The sequence below is a fragment of the Nonomuraea fuscirosea genome, from assembly GCF_003001935.1.
Lineage (GTDB): Bacteria > Actinomycetota > Actinomycetes > Streptosporangiales > Streptosporangiaceae > Nonomuraea > Nonomuraea fuscirosea.
The window spans coordinates 105686-120949 of record NZ_PVNG01000006.1; the positions used below are offsets into that span (position 1 = coordinate 105686).

Sequence of the window (15264 nt, forward strand, 5' to 3'; positions counted from 1 at the left end):
CCCTTCCAGCCGATCCCCGTCTCCTGCCGTCGCACGGGCCCGCCCCCCGGGTGCGTCGGCCACCGAGGTTCACCGGCCGCGTTCGCTACCGAGGTGCACCGGGTGCGTCGGCCATCCAGGTTCGCCGGCCGCGTTCGCTAGGGAGGTTCACCAGGTGCGTTGGCTACCCAGGTCCACATCGTCCTGGCCGCGGGTCTACGTCCGGCCCGAAACGGCTATCCCTGCGCCCGTCCGCTCTCGACCTGAGTCCGATGACCGGCCGATCCCGCCTGCGATGTAATCGATCGCATGATCGAGTTCGACCACATCGGCGCATGCGCCGACCTCCTTCCCCCCGCCACCGCCGTCCAAGGCGGGCCGGCATGAGGGCCCGGCCGTTCCGCAAACTCGCGGCCATCATCCTGAGCGGCCTGACCGGCGCGTCGGCGGCGGCCGGCTGCGGGGGAGCGGACACCTCCGGGGTGACAGCCGCCGACGTGGTCCCCCTCGACCAGGCGCCACTCTCCGACGCCGCGCCCGCCCGCGTGGTCGGGATCGGCGAGGCGACCCACGGCAACAAGGAGTTCGTCAGAACCCGGCTGCTGGTCATCCAGCGGCTGGTGCGCGACCACGGCTTCCGCACCGTCGCCATCGAGGCCGACTTCGGCGGTACGGCCGTGGCCGGCGACTACGTCATGGGTGGCGAGGGCAGCGCGGAGGGCGCGGCGAAGGCGCTCGGGTTCGACCTCTACCGCACCCGCGAGACGGCCGACCTGATCAAGTGGATCCACGACCACAACGCCGCCGCCGACGACCGCGACAAGATCCGCCTCTACGGCTTCGACATGCAGCGTTACGACCGCAACAAGGAACGGCTGCTGCGCTATCTCGCCAAGGTCGACCCCGCCCTGAGACGCGAGGCGGAGACGTCGCTGGCCGACCTCACCGACGCCACCCGGACCACCCAGGACCCGAAGAAGACCGCCGCCGCTGCCAGCGCCGCAGGCCGGCTCGTCACCACGATGAGGGCCGGGCGGGAGCGGTACGTGAAAGCGAGCTCCGCGCAGTCGTACGCGCCGGCCCTGCACCACGCCGAGACGATCTGGCGCGGCGCGCGACTGCAGACCTCGGGCAACGACTACGCCGCCAAACGGGACGCCTGGATGGCCGGGAGCATCGGGTGGATCGCCGACACCGAGGCGGCCCAGGGACGCAAGAAGATCATCGTGGCCGGGCACAACGGTCACATCGACAAGAGCGGCGCGGCGTTCCCGTTCCAGTCGATGGGGCAGCGGCTGGCCAAGACCTACGGCGGCGGCTACTTCGCGATCGGCACCGAGTTCGGCAGGAGCACCTTCATCAGCAAGGACGAGGACTCAGGCGCACGCAAACGCTTCACCGTCAGCCACGACGCACCTGTGGCCAAGCTGTTCGGCGGCGAGCCGATGGGCTACGTGAACCTCGCGCAGGCCTCCGCCGACCCGGGCAACCGTGAGCTGCTCACCTCGAAGATCAGGATGGGCAGCGTCGGCGACGGCTTCCGCTCGGCCTACAGCTCCATCCTCTGGGCGTACACAGTGGAGATGGTGCCCGCCAAGTCCTACGACGCCCTGATCTATGTACCAGAGGCAAGCCCGGTGACCCCGCTGTGACCGGCCCCTGACAAAGCCGCCTGCGTACCTGAACCAAGACGCTGCTGACAGACCGGTAATAACGGGTGATCTCGGCCTCGGGCAGTTTCGCACTCAGGGCTGGATGGACCAGATAGTCGCAGTGATTCGCGTTGCCTTCCAGCAGCCCACCATCCTCGCCTCGGCCCGCAGATCGGAAGTGGGGTCAACCGGTCACCAGCCGGCTGGTCGCCGGTGATCTGGTCAGGCCGAGGTGGGTCGGCAGTGGAGGCTATCGGGAGGGGAGTGGCTGGGCGGCGGGCTCGGCGTGCAGGCCGTCGATGAAGAAGGAGAGGCAGCGGCGCCACATGCCCGGTGCCGTGTCCATCGACTCCCGGATGACCTGCGACATCGCCCAGACCAGGGTGACCAGGTCCTGGACGTCGAAGTCGGCGCGGAGCCGGCCGGCGGCCTTGGCGCGTTCGATGATGCGTTCGACGTCCCCCAGGCCGCCGCCGCAGGCCTGGCTCATGTCGGTGCTCAGCGAGAAGCTCTGCACCATGGCGTCGTTGAGGCTGTGATCCTCGGCCTGCAACGTGAAGATCCCCTCCAGCAGGCCGACGAACCCGGACCACGGGTCGGGGTCGGCCAGGGCGGAGGCGTTGATCTCCTCCAGCGCGGCCAGCCGCTGGGGGAGGATCGCCTCCAGCAGTGCCTCCCGGGTGGGGAAGTGGTTGTAGAGCGTGCCGATACTGACCCCGGCGCGGCGGGCGATGTGTTCCAGGGGCGCGTCGAGGCCGCGTTCGGCGAAGGTCTGGGCGGCTGCGACCAGCAGTTTGTCGCGGTTGCGCGCGGCATCCGACCGCAGCGGCTTCGATTCGGCTGCCATGCCCTCCATCATACGAAATCGAGGACACCCTCAAGTTCCGTGGTACGGTCTGGAGAGAAAGTTGAGGCAACCCTCGATTTAGTTGAAGGGGATAGTCATGTCCACAGCAGCAAGAAAGACCATCGTCGTCATCGGGGCCGGACCCGGGCTCGGCCTGTCCGTGGCGCACCGGTTCGGACGCGAGGGGTACGCCGTGGCGCTCGTCTCCCGCAGCGCAGATCGCCACCCCGGATACGTGGCGTCCCTGGCCGAGGCGGGCATCGAGGCGGCCGGCTTCGCCGCCGACGTGCACGACCGCGACCGGCTGCACGGCGCGCTCGACGAGATCGCCGAACGGTTCGGGACGATCGACGTCGTCTACTACGGCCCGGGGGCCGCCGACCCGTCCGCCTGGCCGGAACCGATCACCGAGACCACCCAGGCGCAGGCCAGGGAGGCGATGGAGCTGCTCTATCCGGCGATCGACGTGGTCGCCAAGGTGCTGCCGGGCATGCTCGCCAGGGGAGAGGGCGGGCTGCTGTTCGCCGGCGGCCTCAGCGCCGTCATGCCGATGCCGGCACTCGGCGGCCTGGCCCTCGCCTCGGCGGCACTGCGCAACTACGGGCTGACGCTCAACGCGGCCCTGGCCGAACAGGGCGTGTACGCCGGAAACCTGATCATCGGAGGGCTGATCGAACGAGGCGACATCTACCAGCTGGTCGCCTCCCAGCCCGAACGTTTCGGCGGCCAGATCCGCTCCCTGGACCCGGACACGCTCGCGGACGGCGCCTGGGAGCTCTTCACCAAGCGCGACCGCCCGGAGACGACGTTCAGCGCATTCTGACCCTGGAAAGATCGGCTGCGGCTGGGGTGGCGGAGCGCTGTCTCGGCTGGTCGTCCACGGCTCCCGTTGCTCAGGTGCGGGTCCGTCGGTCGTGCAGGGCTTCGTTCGTCAGTCGTGGCCTCCGCGGGTTGCGTGCCGCCTCTTTCGGCGATGCGCTGCCTTCGTCGATCAGGTGGAGCCCGCCCATCGGGTACGTGTCCGCCGGTCAGGAGCGGGTCGGTGAATGAGGTGCGGCCCGGCGGTCGTGGAGTGCCTGTGCCGGTCGGGAGCGGCTGGTTCGATGGGGTGGGGGGGTTGGCGGTCAGGCGCTGCCTCGGCCAGGCGTCGCGACCTCCGCTGAGCAGGCGTGGCACCGCCGATCGCGCACGGCTCCGTCGATCAGGTGCGGCCGCTGCAGGCCGTGCTCCGTCTTCGCCGAGCGGGGTTGGCGTTGTCGGTCAGGCGCGCCCCCGGTCGTGCACGGCCTTCGTCGATGGGCGGTGCGCGCCGATCAGGCACACCGTCTTCGTCAATCGATGGGGCGCGGCCTCCTCGATCGTGCGTCGCCCCGCCGATCAGGTGCGGCACTCCGCTGATCGTGTGGGACCCCCGGTTGTGTGGCACCCCCGGTTGTGCGGCCCCCGGTTGTGCGCACTCCGCTGGTCGTGCGGCCCCCCGGTCGTGCGGCCCCCGCCGATCGTGCACCGCCTTCGAAGATCGCTTGTCGGATCAGAAGGGGCCGCTCGTTGTGGTTCACGTGGCCTGCTCGGTGGCCGGGGGCGCTCGCTGGGGTCCGAGAAGCGGTTGCCGTCGGCGGTGCGTAGGTCGCAGGACTGGAGATGGCCGCCGGCGTGCCGATGTCGCGGCGGCGTGCGTTCAGGGGCGTAGGAGCGGCAAAAGCTGCGATCCCTGGCGGGTGATCTCGGGCAAGTAAGGGGTGTCGGAGAGGATGAAGTGGGTGATGCCGAGGGACTGGTAGCGGCGGAGTGACTTGGCCACGTCCTCGGCCGACCCCACCAGCCACGTCGTCCCCGCTCCGCCCGCCCCGTACCGGCCGGGCGCCGTGTAGAGGTTGTCGTCGAGGACGTCGCCCCGTGCGGCCAGGTCCAGCAGTCGTTGCTGGCCGACGGCGGCGCGCCAGTTCGGGTCGCGCGGGATGTGGCCCTGCGCCAGTTGTGCGACCTTGGCCTCGGCGTCGGCCCAGGCCTGCTCGGTGGTGTCGCGTACCAGCGTGGTGATGCGCAGCCCGAACTCCAGCGGGGCGTGCTCGCGCCCGACCTCCTCGCTGAGCCGCTTGAGCCGCTCGATCCGCTCGCCGACCCCGTCGAGCGGCTCGCCCCAGAAGAGCTGCACGTCGGCCTCGGCGGCGCTCACCCGTTCGGCCGCCTCAGAGGCGCCGCCGAAGTAGAGCGGAGGATGCCGGCGCTCGCCCCGGACGACCGGGCGCGGCGCCACGGTGGAGTCGGTGACGCCGAAGTGCTCCCCGTGGTAGGTGACGTTCTCCTCGGTCCACAATCTGCGCACGATCCGGATGAACTCTCTGGTACGGGCGTAGCGGTGGGCCTGGTCGCCTTCGCAGTCGCCGTACGCGGCCAGATTGTCCTTGCCCGAGACGATGTTGACCAGCACCCGCCCCTCGCTCATGTGGTCGAGGGTCGCGGCGGCCGAGGCGAACTTGGCCGGATGCCAGTAACCGGGCCGCACCGCGATCAGCGGCTGGAACGTCGTCGTCCGCGCGGCCAGCGCGGTCGCGACCGTGAACGTGTCGGGCCGCCCCCACCCGGTGCCGAGCAGCGCCCCGTCCCAGCCGTGCCGTTCGAGAGCCAGGGCGTGACTCGTGAGGGTCGGCAAGCTGTCGTGGTCCTCGACGACGTCGTCGCCCCGGTGGCCGGGCTGCGCCTGGTTCGGGATGTACCAGAGGAACGTGGGACTCATCAGCGGCTCCAAAACCTACTCTACATGTAGGTTTAGTATAAAAGGCGGTGAGGTTGCCGCAAGAGGTCGTGGCGGTCGGCGGCAGCGATCCGACGGCCGGATGCTTACCGGACTCCACCCCAGGGGAATGCCCTGAGCAGGCCTTATGGGAGGACGAGCAGGATGAGCATCGACAAGAGCAGCGCACGGCCGGCCGGCACACCGGCGCTGATGCTGCTGCTGGCGACGGCGGGGTTCGCCGTGAACTTCTGGGCGTGGGCCCTGCTCAGCCCCCTGGGCCCGAGGTTCAAGGAGACCCTGAACCTCACGGCCGCCCAGCAGGCGCTGCTCGTCGCGGTCCCCGTGATCGTCGGCTCGCTGGGCCGCATCCCCGTCGGAGCACTCACCGACCGCTTCGGCGGCCGGACGATGTTCCCGCTGATCTCGGCCGCCACCATCGTGCCGGTGCTGTTCATCGGCCTGGTGGGGCAGAGCTCCCTGGCGGCGCTGCTCGCCGGCGGGTTCTTCCTCGGGATCGGCGGCACGGTCTTCGCCGTCGGCGTCCCCTACGTCAGCGGCTGGTTCCCGCCCGAGCGGCGCGGCCTGGCCGTCGGCGTGTTCGGCATGGGCATGGGCGGCACCGCGATCAGCGCGCTCACCACGGTCAGCCTGGTCGAGGCCGGCGGCGCGGCCACCCCGTTCCTGCTCACCGCCGCCGCGCTCGCCCTGTACGCCGCCGTGGCCTGGCTCCTGATGCGCGACCCGCCCGGCCGCGCCGCACCGGTCGCGCCGATCACCGCGCGCCTGGCCGCGGCCGTGCGCCTGCCGATCACCTGGCAGGCCTGCATCCTGTACGGGGTCGCGTTCGGCGGATATGTCGCCTTCTCTGTCTACCTGCCCGTCTACCTGGAGTCCGCGTACGGCCTGGAGCAGGCGGACGCGGCCAACCGGATGGCCGGGTTCGTGCTGCTGGCCGTGGTGGCGCGCCCGGCCGGCGGCTGGCTGTCGGACCGGCTGGGCCCGATCCCCGTCCTGGCCGCCGTCTTCGCCGTGGTGGCGCTCTGCGCGGCGGCCCAGGCGTTCACCCCGCCGCTGATGCCGGCGGGCACGGCCGCGTTCCTGATCATGGCCGCCGCCCTCGGCGCGGGCAGCGGAGCCACCTTCGCCCTGGTCGCTACGGCGGCCCCGGCCGACAAGGTCGGCTCGGTCACCGGCCTGGTCGGGGCCGCGGGCGGGCTCGGCGGGTTCGTGCCGCCGCTGGTCATGGGCTTCGTGTACGGCAGGTCCGGTTCGTACGGGCTGGGCCTGGTTCTGCTGGCCTGCGTGTCGGCGCTGACACTGCTGCTGACCGTTACCGCCGTGCGCGCCACGGCCCGCCGCCGCGCGGACGCACCCCACGTCCGCCCGGCCTCCTGACGACGACACGCGGCGTCCGGCCGCGAGCGGTGCAGTATGCGGGCGTGTGACGTGGTGCCTGGCGGCGAGCGGTGCAGTATGCGGGCGTGTGACGTGGTGCCTGGCGGCGAGCGGTGCAGTATGCGGGCGTGTGACGTGGTGCCTGGCGGCGAGCGGTGCAGTATGCGGGCGTGTGACGTGGCGGCCTGCGGCGGGTCATAATCGAGACGGCGAACGGCGCCGCAGCCTGGCCCGCCCCCGCCGTCCGGAGCCACCCCGCATCTCCCGAGGAGACGTGCCGTGACCCTGATCGACGACCTGGCCCGCCCCCAGCACGCCGCCGTCCCCTCCATCCCGGCCCCACGCACAGACGTCCGCGAGCGGATCCCGCTGCTGTTCGGCGCCCTCGCCACCAGCGCGCCCATCGCCCTGGTCTGCGAGGCGGCGCTGCCCGTCGAAGAGGTCCTGATGATGGGCGGCCTGCCCATCCGGCTGCGCCCGCTGCGCCGCAGGCTCGCCCGCCTCCTGTACGACCGCCGCTACGGCGTGAGCACCGCCGACTTCGCCGATCTCGCCGACTTCGGCCTCGACCACCCCGAACGCGTCTACTACTCGCCCGCCCACTGGGGCACCCTGCGCCGGGCGCTGCCCGCCCGCGACGTCGCCGGCCACGACGTGTTCCTCGACCTCGGCGCCGGCAAGGGCCGCATGGTGCTGGAGGCGGCCAGCGCGTACCCGTTCAAGCGGGTGATCGGCGTCGAGTTGTCCGCCGAGCTGACCGAGGTCGCCCGCGCCAACCTGTCGGGCGCCAGGCTCCGGCTGCGGGCCGGCGAGGTGGAGTTCGTCCGCTCCGACGTGCTCGACTACCGCATCCCCGACGACGTCAGCGTGGTCTTCCTGAACAACCCGTTCAGAGGAGAGACGTTCGCCACCACGATGGACCGCCTGCTCGACTCGGTCGACCGCAACCCGCGCCCGCTCACCCTGATCTACTTCAACCCCGTCGAGGAGCACCGCCTGCTGCGCACCGGCCGCTTCCGCCACCTGCGCACGGTGGCGCCCTGGCGGCGGCGGGGCGGCGAGAGCGTCTTCGGCACCACCCGCGTCTACGAGGTCTCGTAACCGCGCCCCGCCGCGCGCGTCACGCCGGCCGGATCTCGCTGAACAGCCTGAGCGTCACCATCCGGGGCCGGGGCCACCGCACCCCGGGCAGGCGCAGGCTCCACGACGAGAAAGCCGTCTCCAAGACGATCTTCACGTACGGGTGCGCGCCCGGAACCCCGGCACACAGCACGGACACGGCCCGGCACACCTCCTGCCGCCCGAACCGCAGCCACGCCCGCCCTTCGCTCTCCAGGTCGGCCGACTCCCACAGCAGCACCGGCGCCTCGGCCCCGGGAGCGGGCGGCCGCAGCGGCAGGCGCAGGGCGAACCCGGCCAGCGCGCCGCTCGGCCGCAGGTAGAAGGCGCCGCTGACGCCGGGCGGATCGGACAGCGAACGCCGCCGCCCCGACGTGCCCACGGACAGCGTCGCCTCGGTGGCGTCCATGGCGATCCGCCAGGCGCCGGGACCGGTGTGCTCGATGTGTGAAGAGGTCTCCATGCTCACCCTGCCGTGCGGTTTCGGGGTTTCCCCCAGATACCTTCATGACGGGATTCGACCCCCGAATGTGACACATCGTGACCGTTTCCCCCAGGTGAGATGATCGCCCGACTCACGCCACCCAAACGTCGGCCCCCTGGCACGACGCCGGATCCAAGGCGCACACCGGTGCTCCCGCTCCGGAAAACGTTCCCGGAGCGGGATCGGTCAGGCCGGTGCGGGGCCGGCCTGCGGGGCGGCCACGAAACGTTCGTGGTTGGCGATCGTCGAGAGCGAGCGGAGATCGGCCCGGTCCAGGTACAGCAGGCCGTTCAGGTGGTCGGTCTCGTGCTGGGCGATGCGCGCCGGCCATCCGGACAACTCGGCGTCGTACGCGCGCCCGCTCCCGTCGAGCGCCGACAGCCGGACCCGCGCGTGCCTGGCGACGACGGCGGTCATGCCTTCGACGCTCAGGCATCCCTCGTAGAAGGCGCGGTGCTCGGAGCCGAGCGGGGTGACGACGGGATTGACGAGTTCGAGCGGCGGCTGCGGCGGCCGTTCCCGCGCGGCCGCGATGTCCGGCGGGACGTCGGCGGGGTCCTCGATGACGGCCAGCGCCAGCGGGATGCCGATCTGCGGCGCGGCCAGCCCCACCCCGACACCGGGCAGGTGCCGGAACATCGCGTCGAGCAGCTCGCGCAGCAGCCCGTCGGGCAGCTGCCCGTCGTAGGGCGCGGCCGTGCGGCGCAGCACGGGGTCGCCGACCTGGGTGACGGACCAGGGCCGGGGCGCTTCCAGCAGGGCGTGCACACGCTCGATCAGCTCCGCGCCGCTCATCGCCGCCCACCCGGCCTTCCGGCCGCGCTCTCGTGATGCCTCATGTACGGGAGATCCTCTCTGTCGGCACTCGCTCAGTAGAAGGTAGGGCACGTGCCGATATATCCGGCAGCCGACATTGACGCGCGACCAGACCTGGACCCTGGCCCGCGGCCGGGTCCTGGCCGCCGAGCACGTGGTTCAGCGGTTTCGGTGAGCTGGAGAGCGACGTCGGCGGCGGTGAAGGTCGCGGGGTTCGCGCCGAGGACGGTGGCCATGGCAGAGGCCGGTGCGGCGACGGGGATCGTGCGGCGGGGGCCGAGGGGCATCGGCGGTATCTGTGCGGTCAGGGCCGTTGGACCCATACGACTCGGGACGTTCGCCGCTGCCGGGCCGGCCCGTCGCGGAGGACGGTAAGGGGAGAAGGTGAGGTGGACGTCATGCCGATCACAGTCAAGGACGTCATGGGCAGGGTGGCCATAGCGGTGCAGCAGGACGCGTCGTTCGCGGACATCGTGGCCGCGATGAAGCGGTTCGCGGTGGGCGCGGTGACCGTCATCGACGCCGACCGCCGGCCGGTGGGCGTGGTCTCCGAGGACGATCTCCTGCTCAAGGAGGTCGATCAGGTACGGCACAGCGTGTCGATCTTCGAGTCGTCCAGGCGGCGCCAGGAGCACCGCAAGGCCGCGGCGGTGACCGCGGGCACCCTCATGACCTCCCCGGCGATCACCGTCACGCCGAATTCCCCCGTACGCGACGCCGCCCGCCTGATGCACGAGAAGCGCGTCAAGCAGTTGCCCGTGATCGACCCGGTCACCGGGCGGATCGCCGGCACCCTGCACCAGCGCGACGTCCTGCGCGTCTTCACCCGCCCCGAGCACGAGCTGGCGGCCGACGTCGACGCGGCGCTCGCCGGTCCGGACGGGGTGGGCGTGCGGATCGATCGCGGCGTCGTCACGCTCACCGGCGAGGTCGCGACCCGGTCGCGGGCCATCGCCCTCACCGAGGCCGTCAGGGCGGTCGAAGGCGTCATCGACGTCGTGTGCGAGCTGACCGCGCGCAAGGACGACCTGATCGTCGTCCCCCCGCTCATGTGACCGACCGGCTGCTCGGGCTAAGGCCGTACCCGGCGGGCCCGGGACTCCAGGTAGCGTTGCTCGGCCAGGCTGGCGGTGGCCTTCGCGGCGAGCCGGTAGTGCTCGTACGCCCCGCCAGGGTCCCCGTCCTGCTCCAGCAGATGCGCCCGTACGGACAGCAGCCGGTGATGCCCGGCCAGCCGCGCGTCACCGTCCAGCGTGGCCAGCAGCGCCAGCCCGGCCGCCGGGCCCTCGATCTCGGCGAGGGCGATGGCCCGGTTGAGGGTGACCATCGGGTTGGGCGCGATGCGTTCCAGGATCAGGTAGAGGGCGTGCACCTGCGCCCAGTTGGTCTCCTCCGCCGAGGCGGCGTCGGCGTGCGTGGCGGCGATGGCGGCCTGGAGCTGGTACGGCCCCAGCTCCGGCGCGGCCAGTGACGACTTGGCCAGCTCGATGCCCTCGTCGATCATCGCGCGGTCCCACTGTTTGCGGTCCTGCTCGTCCAGCGGCACCAGGTCACCGGCCGCCGTCGTACGGGTCTCGCGCCGCGCGTGGGTCAGCAGCATCAGCGCCAGCAGCCCGGTCACCTCGGCGTCCCCGGGCAGCTGCGCGTGCACCATCCTGGTCAGCCGGATCGCCTCGCGCGCGAGGTCGGCGCGGTGCAGCTCGCTGCCCGAGGAGGCGGTGTAGCCCTCGTTGAAGATCAGGTAGAGCACGTGCAGGACGACCCGCAGCCGCTCCTGCCACTCCGCGCCGTCCGGCAGGCTGAACGAGCTGCCGGCCGCCTTGATGCGCTGCTTGGCCCGGCTGATCCTGGCCGCCATCGTGGCCTCGGGCACCAGGAACGCGCGGGCGATCTCGGCGGTGGTCAGGCCGCCGACCGCCCGCAGCGTCAGCGCCGTCTGAGAGGCCCCGGTCAGCGTCGGATGGCAGCACAGGAACAGCAGCACGAGCGTGTCGTCGGTGTCGGGGACCTCTTCCGGCGGCACCTCCGCGGCCGTGGCCGACTCCCGTTCGCGCCGCGCGTGGTCGCTGCGCAGCTGGTCGATGAGCCGGCGGGAGGCGACGGTGGTCAGCCAGCCGCGCGGGTTGTCCGGCACCCCCTCGGCCGGCCACTGCACGGCCGCGGCGAGCACGGCCTCCTGGACGGCGTCCTCGCAGCCCTCGAACTGCCCGTGGCGGCGGAGCAACGTGCCGAGGACCTGCGGCGTGAGCTCACGCAGCAGGTCCTCGATGGCCGGAGATGTCATGACTCCAATTGTCCGTCAGCGAACATCACCTGACGCACCTCCACCCCCAGGCCCTCGATCGCGCTGTCCGGGATCTGCGCCGCCAGCTCGATCGCCCGTTCCTTGCTTTCGCAGTCGATCAGGTAGAAGCCGCCCAGGAACTCCTTGGCCTCCAGGAAAGGGCCGTCGGTCACCACCGGCTGGCCGCCGCGCACGGACACCACCGCCGCCTGCGACGGGTCGGCCAGCGCCTGCGTCGTGATCAGCTCGCCGGACTTCTTCAGCGCCTCGATGAACGCGGCGTGGCCGTCGCCGATCGCCGCCTTCTCCTCGTCGGTCAGCGCGTCCAGCACGGCCGGGTTGATGTGCAGGTTGATCAGGAACTTCATCGCGTACTCCTCGTGTGGTGCGAGCCCCGGAGCGGGGCCCTTCGCCGGTTGGTCGGAGCCGCCGCCGCCGTCTTGACATCCCCGGCCGGACTTTTCGCGAAATCTCTCATGGAACCCCGGCGGTGCGCGTACGCGGCGAAAATCCGGCCCGCGCCGATGTCAAGAAACGTCCGGCCGCTCCGACCTCCCGGCGAAACGTCGAGAGAACAGGAAGTTCGCAACATGCGTGTCAACCGGGCCTGGCTGGGACTGGCCGTCCTCACACTACCGACCCTGCTCGTCGCCATGGACATGACGGCCCTGCTCCTGGCCCTGCCGCAACTGAGCGCCGACCTGGGCGCGTCCAGCGTCCAGCAACTGTGGATCACCGACGGTTACGGATTCACCGTGGCCGCCCTGGTCATCACGATGGGCACGCTCGGCGACCGGATCGGGCGCAGGAGACTGCTGATGATCGGCGCGGCGGCCTTCCTGGTGCTGTCGGTCGTGGCCGCCTTCTCGGTCAGCCCGCTGATGCTGATCGTCGTGCGCGCGCTGCTGGGCGTCGCCGGCGCGAGCCTGACCCCGTCCACCCTCGCCTTGATCACCGACCTGTTCCGCGACGAACGGCGGCGCGGGCGGGCCATCGCCATCTGGGCGACCTGCCAGTTCACCGGCGGTGCGCTCGGGCCCGTGCTCGCCGGGCTGCTGCTGCAGCACTTCTGGTGGGGGTCGGTGTTCCTGGTCGCGGTCCCGGCGATGGCGGTGCTGCTGCTCGCCGGGCCCTTCCTGCTGCCGGAGCGGCGCAGCGACCAGGCCGGTCGGCTGGACCCGGTCAGCGTCGGGTTGTCCCTCGTCGCGGTCCTGGCGGTGATCTACGGCATCAAGCAGCTGACCGTCGAGGGCGCGCAGGCCGGGCCGGCGGTGGCCCTCGTCGCCGGGGCGGCTGTCGGCGCCGTGTTCGTCCGCCGCCAGCTGCGGCTGGAGGCCCCGCTGCTGGACCTGAGCCTGTTCCGCAACCGCCCGTTCACCGCCGTGCTCGTCGCCCTGGTCCTGGCCGGCGTCTCCATGGCCGGCACCGGGCTGATGGTCACCCAGTACCTCCAGGGCGTCCTCGGACACTCGCCGGTCGCCGCGGCGGTGCTGTTCGCGCCGATGGGACTGGGCACGGCGGCCGGCACCATGTTCGCGCCGGCCCTGGCCAGGCGGATGGACCGGACGACCGCGATCGCCGCCGGGCTGGCCTGCTCCGCGCTGGGCGCGCTGCTGCTGGCCGCCGTGGGCGGCGCCGGCTCCCTGCCACTGGTGATGACCGGCATCACCGTGCTCGCGCTCGGCACCGGCCCGCTGTTCGCGCTCGGCACCGGGCTGGTCGTCGGGTCCGTGCCGCCGCACCGCGCGGGCTCGGCGGCGTCGATGTCGGAGACCGGCAACTACCTCGGCGGCTCGCTCGGCCTGGGACTGCTCGGAGCGCTCGGCGCGGTGGTCTACGGCAGCCGCATGAACGGCACGTCCAGCTCACTCACGGAGTCGCTGCCCGGCTCCCTGCCCGGCTCGACGACCAGTGAGCTGCCCCGTCCGCTGGCCGACTCGGTGTCCGACTCGCTGGCCGGCGCCATCGCCGCCGCCGGGCACCTCCCCGCCGGCCAGGCCGCGGAGCTGCTGCACGCCGCGCGCGCCGCGTTCACGACGAGCCTGCACGTCACCGGCCTCGTCGCCGCCGCCCTCTTCGCCGGGCTGGCCCTGCTGGTCCACCTCATGCGCCCCGCCGCTCCCGTACGCGTGCCTACGTCCGAGCCGGCGGCGACAGCCAGACGGTGACGAGTCGGCGGCAGCCGCCTCCCGGAGCCGGGATCAGCGGGGCACGAGCCTGATCGTGGCGGCCCTGGCCTCGGGGCTGACGACGCCGGCCAGGAGGTTCGGCCCGTAACGGTGATACTTGGCGAGATACACCCCGTCGATCTCGTCGTCGAGGGAGGAGTCGGCGTCGGCGAAGCCGACGTCCCGCTCGACGCCGCCGGCCGAGACGCGGCCCTCGTGCCGGGTGAGCGTGCCCCGGTACCAGGCGCCCTCGCGGCCGTGCATGGAGCGGACGTAGAGCTCGTCGCCGTGCCGCACCACCCAGACCGGCACGGGACGGCGCAGGGTGCCGTCGCCGCGACGGGAGGACAGCTGCAGCTTCTCGGCCGTCCCGATCGCGGTGAGCTCGTGGATGCTCCACCCGGACATCGGCGGGCCCCCTCCCGAGTCGACCGCCGGCGGCGGCGATCCCCTTTCCCCGTCGACCCATCCGTACCCGGGCACCGTCCTGGCGGCCTGCCCGGGTGCGCATGGTCTTGGCAAAGGCGCCGTCAGCCGTCCTGGTGCGGCAGCCCGCGCTGGGTGAAGATCCCGATCAGCAGGCTGATCGGCAGGTCGGCCTCCGTCGGATAGCGGAAGTGCTGGTCGAGGTTGAGGCTGTAGTGGTTGCGCCGGCCGACCCGCTCCCGGGTCAGATAGCCGGCCTGGTAGAGGTCGGACACGATCTTCTGCACCGCCCGCTCGGTGATGCCGATGCCCTCGGCGATCTCACGCAGCCGCACCCCGGGGTCGCGTGTGATCGCCACCAGCACCCGTGCGTGGTGGGTCAGGAAGGTCCAGGTGGACGGTTCGTTCTCGGTTGCGTGCACGGTTGTGTGTGCTTCCTCCGCGGCTTCTCCGGCTCTGCGGAGATGGATGAAAAGTTTTACATGAAGATCCTATGACGAATAGTCTTTCGTGCAACAGTCTTCAGTCGTAACCTACGGAGTGCACGGCGTTCACCGCAATGCCTCCGTGCACCCTGTCGGCACTCTGAGCGTCACGAGGTCGCCATGTCTGCCCTCAGCCTGAGCCGCCGGTCCCTGGCGGCCGGCGAAGTGATCAGCGTCATCGGGGAACTCGACGCCACCAACGCCGGGGACCTCGAATCCTTCATCGGCGGTTCTGGCCGGCCCGGCGAGCCGCTGCTCCTCGATCTCGACGGGCTCACCTTCATGGACAGCAGCGGCCTGCACACGCTGCTGCGCGTGCACGCCGGCGTACGTGAGCGGGGCGGCTGCCTGCACCTGGCCGCGGTGCGCGACGTTCCCGCCCGGGTCCTGGAGATCACCGGTGTCGAGGAGGTCCTGAACGTGCACGCCGGAGTCGAGGAGGCGGCCGCGGCGGTGTGCGCGCCGCCCGCGTCCCCCTCCGGAGGTCTGTGATGCGCCTGGCCGGCCGTCACCTGCCCGGAGTGAGCGTGATCACGATCGCCGGCGAGGTGGACGCCACCACCTCGGCCGACCTGGAGACCTACCTCGACCAGGTGCGCCGGCGGCTGGACGAGCACCTGGTCGTCGATGTGAGCGGGCTGACGTTCCTCGACAGCTCCGGGCTGGCCGTCCTGCTGGCCGCGGCGACGCTCGCCCGCGTCCACGGCGCGGGCGTGCACCTGGCCGGGCTCCGGCCCAGGGTGGCCCGGCTGCTGGAGATCACCGGCGCCGAGCGGGCCGTGTCCGTGTACGACAACGTCGAGCAGGCGCTCGCCGCGGTGGACCTGTACGAGCGGGCCGAGCCGACCGAGCCCGCCTAGCCGCCTGGAGCG

General features: G+C 71.7%; 16 protein-coding genes. 8 read left to right on the forward strand and 8 right to left on the reverse strand.

The annotated features are described in order from the left end of the window. The first annotated feature begins 362 nt into the window (after positions 1 to 362). Positions 363 to 1631 (forward strand): erythromycin esterase family protein, encoded by a 1269-nt coding sequence (locus B0I32_RS15505; protein ID WP_181307425.1) that lies wholly within the window; start codon positions 363 to 365, stop codon positions 1629 to 1631. Positions 1632 to 1881: 250 nt separating this feature from the next. Here the strand turns inward: B0I32_RS15505 and B0I32_RS15510 are convergent, their stop codons facing one another. Further along, complete coding sequence (locus B0I32_RS15510; RefSeq protein ID WP_106240115.1) at positions 1882 to 2478, reverse strand: TetR/AcrR family transcriptional regulator; 597 nt, start codon at positions 2476 to 2478, stop codon at positions 1882 to 1884. 97 nt (positions 2479 to 2575) lie between these two features. Between B0I32_RS15510 and B0I32_RS15515 the strand changes: the two genes are divergently transcribed. Next, complete coding sequence (locus B0I32_RS15515) at positions 2576 to 3301, forward strand: SDR family NAD(P)-dependent oxidoreductase (RefSeq protein ID WP_106239423.1); 726 nt, start codon at positions 2576 to 2578, stop codon at positions 3299 to 3301. 855 nt (positions 3302 to 4156) lie between these two features. On the opposite strand, the gene B0I32_RS15520 is transcribed toward B0I32_RS15515, so the two are convergent. Next, a complete protein-coding gene (locus B0I32_RS15520) occupies positions 4157 to 5215 on the reverse strand; it encodes an LLM class flavin-dependent oxidoreductase (protein WP_106239425.1) in 1059 nt (352 codons plus the stop codon). Between the two features lie 162 nt (positions 5216 to 5377). Here B0I32_RS15520 and B0I32_RS15525 point away from each other — a divergent pair, with 162 nt between their 5' ends. Then, positions 5378 to 6610: an MFS transporter gene (locus tag B0I32_RS15525; RefSeq protein ID WP_106239429.1), complete on the forward strand. Its 1233-nt coding sequence runs from the start codon at positions 5378 to 5380 to the stop codon at positions 6608 to 6610. A 279-nt stretch (positions 6611 to 6889) separates the two neighbouring features. After that, positions 6890 to 7711 (forward strand): class I SAM-dependent methyltransferase, encoded by an 822-nt coding sequence (locus B0I32_RS15530; RefSeq protein ID WP_245955846.1) that lies wholly within the window; start codon positions 6890 to 6892, stop codon positions 7709 to 7711. 19 nt (positions 7712 to 7730) lie between these two features. On the opposite strand, the gene B0I32_RS15535 is transcribed toward B0I32_RS15530, so the two are convergent. Together B0I32_RS15535 and B0I32_RS15540 are read right to left on the reverse strand one after the other, a co-directional pair. Beyond that, the gene (locus B0I32_RS15535) at positions 7731 to 8192 is read right to left on the reverse strand and encodes a hypothetical protein (protein WP_106239434.1); all 462 of its coding nucleotides are present in this window, start codon (positions 8190 to 8192) and stop codon (positions 7731 to 7733) included. Between the two features lie 207 nt (positions 8193 to 8399). Further along, positions 8400 to 9008 (reverse strand): peptide deformylase, encoded by a 609-nt coding sequence (locus tag B0I32_RS15540; RefSeq protein WP_106239437.1) that lies wholly within the window; start codon positions 9006 to 9008, stop codon positions 8400 to 8402. A gap of 419 nt (positions 9009 to 9427) precedes the next feature. On the opposite strand from B0I32_RS15540, the gene B0I32_RS15545 reads away from it, so the two are divergent. Further along, positions 9428 to 10084 carry a CBS domain-containing protein gene (locus tag B0I32_RS15545; protein ID WP_106240121.1) on the forward strand — a complete coding sequence of 219 codons (657 nt, stop codon included), beginning with the start codon at positions 9428 to 9430 and terminating at the stop codon, positions 10082 to 10084. A gap of 17 nt (positions 10085 to 10101) precedes the next feature. Here the strand turns inward: B0I32_RS15545 and B0I32_RS15550 are convergent, their stop codons facing one another. Continuing rightward, complete coding sequence (locus tag B0I32_RS15550; RefSeq protein ID WP_106239440.1) at positions 10102 to 11313, reverse strand: RNA polymerase sigma factor; 1212 nt, start codon at positions 11311 to 11313, stop codon at positions 10102 to 10104. After that, on the reverse strand, positions 11310 to 11681 hold the full coding sequence (locus tag B0I32_RS15555; protein WP_106239443.1) for a YciI family protein: 372 nt from the start codon (positions 11679 to 11681) through the stop codon (positions 11310 to 11312). Before B0I32_RS15555 ends, B0I32_RS15550 begins: the two co-directional genes overlap by 4 nt. Positions 11682 to 11903: 222 nt before the next feature. On the opposite strand from B0I32_RS15555, the gene B0I32_RS15560 reads away from it, so the two are divergent. Then, entirely contained in the window at positions 11904 to 13481 is a 1578-nt protein-coding gene (locus tag B0I32_RS15560; RefSeq protein WP_106239445.1) for an MFS transporter, read from the forward strand. 33 nt (positions 13482 to 13514) lie between these two features. Here B0I32_RS15560 and B0I32_RS15565 read toward each other — a convergent pair whose 3' ends face one another. Both B0I32_RS15565 and B0I32_RS15570 read right to left on the reverse strand, forming a co-directional pair. Next, entirely contained in the window at positions 13515 to 13889 is a 375-nt protein-coding gene (locus tag B0I32_RS15565; protein WP_106239447.1) for a DUF2255 family protein, read from the reverse strand. Between the two features lie 122 nt (positions 13890 to 14011). Beyond that, complete coding sequence (locus B0I32_RS15570; RefSeq protein ID WP_106239450.1) at positions 14012 to 14329, reverse strand: helix-turn-helix transcriptional regulator; 318 nt, start codon at positions 14327 to 14329, stop codon at positions 14012 to 14014. Between the two features lie 183 nt (positions 14330 to 14512). Between B0I32_RS15570 and B0I32_RS15575 the strand changes: the two genes are divergently transcribed. Continuing rightward, on the forward strand, positions 14513 to 14884 hold the full coding sequence (locus B0I32_RS15575) for an STAS domain-containing protein (RefSeq protein WP_106239452.1): 372 nt from the start codon (positions 14513 to 14515) through the stop codon (positions 14882 to 14884). Further along, positions 14884 to 15252, forward strand: a complete 369-nt coding sequence (locus B0I32_RS15580; RefSeq protein ID WP_106239454.1) for an STAS domain-containing protein — start codon at positions 14884 to 14886, stop codon at positions 15250 to 15252. Before B0I32_RS15575 ends, B0I32_RS15580 begins: the two co-directional genes overlap by 1 nt. Positions 15253 to 15264: the final 12 nt, after the last annotated feature.